The sequence below is a fragment of the Aquisalimonas sp. APHAB1-3 genome (genome assembly GCF_048323695.1).
In the GTDB taxonomy this organism is placed as follows: domain Bacteria; phylum Pseudomonadota; class Gammaproteobacteria; order Nitrococcales; family Aquisalimonadaceae; genus Aquisalimonas.
Genome location: NZ_JBLWFT010000027.1, coordinates 1 through 2214, shown reverse-complemented (window position 1 = coordinate 2214; position 2214 = coordinate 1). Strand labels below are relative to the sequence as shown.

The 2214-nt window shown below is 65.9% G+C and carries 3 protein-coding genes; all 3 read right to left on the bottom strand.

Annotated features, from left to right (window positions below):
* A partial coding sequence (tnpC, locus tag ACNSTU_RS17455; protein WP_418212808.1) for an IS66 family transposase occupies positions 1-1525 on the bottom strand: 1525 nt, incomplete at its 3' end.
* A gap of 45 nt (positions 1526-1570) precedes the next feature.
* Complete coding sequence (tnpB, locus tag ACNSTU_RS17450; RefSeq protein ID WP_418212807.1) at positions 1571-1927, bottom strand: IS66 family insertion sequence element accessory protein TnpB; 357 nt, start codon at positions 1925-1927, stop codon at positions 1571-1573.
* A complete protein-coding gene (gene tnpA, locus ACNSTU_RS17445) occupies positions 1924-2130 on the bottom strand; it encodes an IS66 family insertion sequence element accessory protein TnpA (protein WP_167780922.1) in 207 nt (68 codons plus the stop codon). The genes tnpB and tnpA overlap by 4 nt, the downstream gene beginning before the upstream one ends.
* Positions 2131-2214 lie beyond the last annotated feature (84 nt).

Here is a 2214-nt window from a genome sequence, read left to right as displayed (position 1 = left end):
GCAGGTTCTTTAACACCTCGAGCAGGTACGCGTAGGGCTCCAGACGGTTGATCTTCGCCGTCTCGATGACGCTGTAGATCGTCGCACTGGCCTGGGCACCCCGCGTCGTGTGGCTGAACAGCCAGTTCTTGCGCCCCACCACGAACGGCCGGATGGCGTTCTCCGCGGGGTTGTTGTCCAGCGGGATGCGGCCATCCTCCAGGAACCGAGTAAGCCGGGGCCATTGACTGTTGAGGTAGTGCACGGCCTTGCCGATGGCGCTCTTCGGCGGCACCTGTTCCAGGGACTGGTCGAGCCAACGGCGCAGATCCTTGATCAGCGGCTGGCTGTGCGTGGCACGCAGGCGTTCACGCTCCGCAACGGGCATGCCCTGCGCCTCGCGTTCCACGCGGTAGAGCTTGCCGATGGACGCCAGCGCCCGGTCGGCCTTGCCGGTCTTGCCCTTGGGCTGGACCTTCTGGGCCTCTTTGAACTTCCGGCGGGCATGCGCCCAGCACCCGGCATGGGTGATGGCATTATCGCGCACGACCTGGGCATAGCCCTCGTAGCCGTCGGTGAGCAGGATGCCACCATAGTCATCCAGCAGGCGCCGCGGGACCTGGCCCGAGCGGCTGGGGTCGTAGTCGAACAGCACCACCTCGGCGCCAGGCGGCCCGCCGCGCTGGACCCACATGTACGAGGGGCTGGAGGCGGCCCGCCCGGGCTCTGTGTTCACCTGCACGGTGGTCTCGTCCATGTGGATGAGCTCAGCGCCGTGCAGATGAGTGCGCATGCGCTCGGCCAGTGGGGCGAGCAGCGCGCCCATCTCCACCATCCAGCGGGCGAGCGTGTTCCGCGGCAGCTCCAGCCCCAGCCGTTTGAAGACCTGCTCCTGGCGATACAGCGGCAGTGCATCCTGGTACTTCGCTGTTGCGATATAGGCGAGCAGCCCGGGGCTCGCGTTGCTCTTCGGCAGCGGCTGCGGCGGCAGATCGGCGATCTGCACACCGTCCTCGCAGGTGCGGCAGGCGTACTTGATGCGCACGTGGCGCAGCACCTGGATCTGGGCCGGGATGATGTCGAGCTGCTCGGTGACTTCCTCACCGATACGGGTGAGTGCGCCGCAGCCGCAGGCACACTGCTGCGCGTCCTCGGGGAGGTCGTGGACGATGTCCACGCGGGGCAGCTCCGGTGGCAGCGGGGCACGGCCGCCCCGGCGACGCTTGCCGCCACTGCGGGCCGGCTGCGCATCGTTGTCGATGCTGTCGTCACCGGCATCGTCTTCCTCGGCAGGGTCATCGGTCAGGCTCTCGGCCTCGTCGAAGAACATGTCCTGCTGCTTGATGCTGTACTTCTCGGTGGAGGGGCCGAAGCGGTTATCCAGTAGCAGCCGGATCTGCTCGAACAGCGAGCGCTTCTCCGCCGCCCAGGCGGCCTCCTTCTCGGCGAGCTGGGCCTGGAGGCGTTCGATCTCGGCGCGCTGCGCATCGAGTTCGCGCCGCAGCTCGGAAGCCGTCGATATCGTGTTGGCATCGGCCTTGTTCATGCGGCCAATTGTACCAAAACACCACCCTTGAGGCGAGCACGTTTTTCATCCAACCGACTGAAAATGCAGCGCTTTGTGCGGCTGCATGCGGGTGATGTCGATGCCGTCGAGCAACCAGTTGAGCTCCTGCCCCGAGAGCGTGAGCCGATCCCGCTCACCGCACTCCGGCCACTTGAACCGCTCCTGCTCGAGGCGCTTGTACCAGACCACGAAGCCGTTGCGCTCCCAGAACAGGATCTTCACCTTATCCCGCGCCCGGTTGCAGAACACGAACACCGCCGCGGTGAACGGATCGCACGCCATGACCTCCTGGACGAGCAGCGACAAACCGTCAATCGACTTGCGCATGTCCACGGGCTCGCGGCACAGATACACCGCCACATCGCTCCCGGGCCGGATCATGCCACCACCTCCACGGCCACAAACCGTGCCGGGCGGTGGCGCTCCGGAACCGGAACGCCGGCCTCATGCAGCCGGCGCTCCCAGTCCATCAGCTCGGCCAGCGAGACATCCTGCCGCCGGGCATACTCACTCAGCGACAACCCCAAGGCATGGGCGTGATACAAATGGCCCAACCAGCGGGCGCGTACTGGGGATAACCACATACTCCAAGCCTCCCATGCATCTGGAAGGCTCAGTGTCCCGGAACCACAATCCGCTCAACAGATGGGGTTCGTGGAGCGCTTACG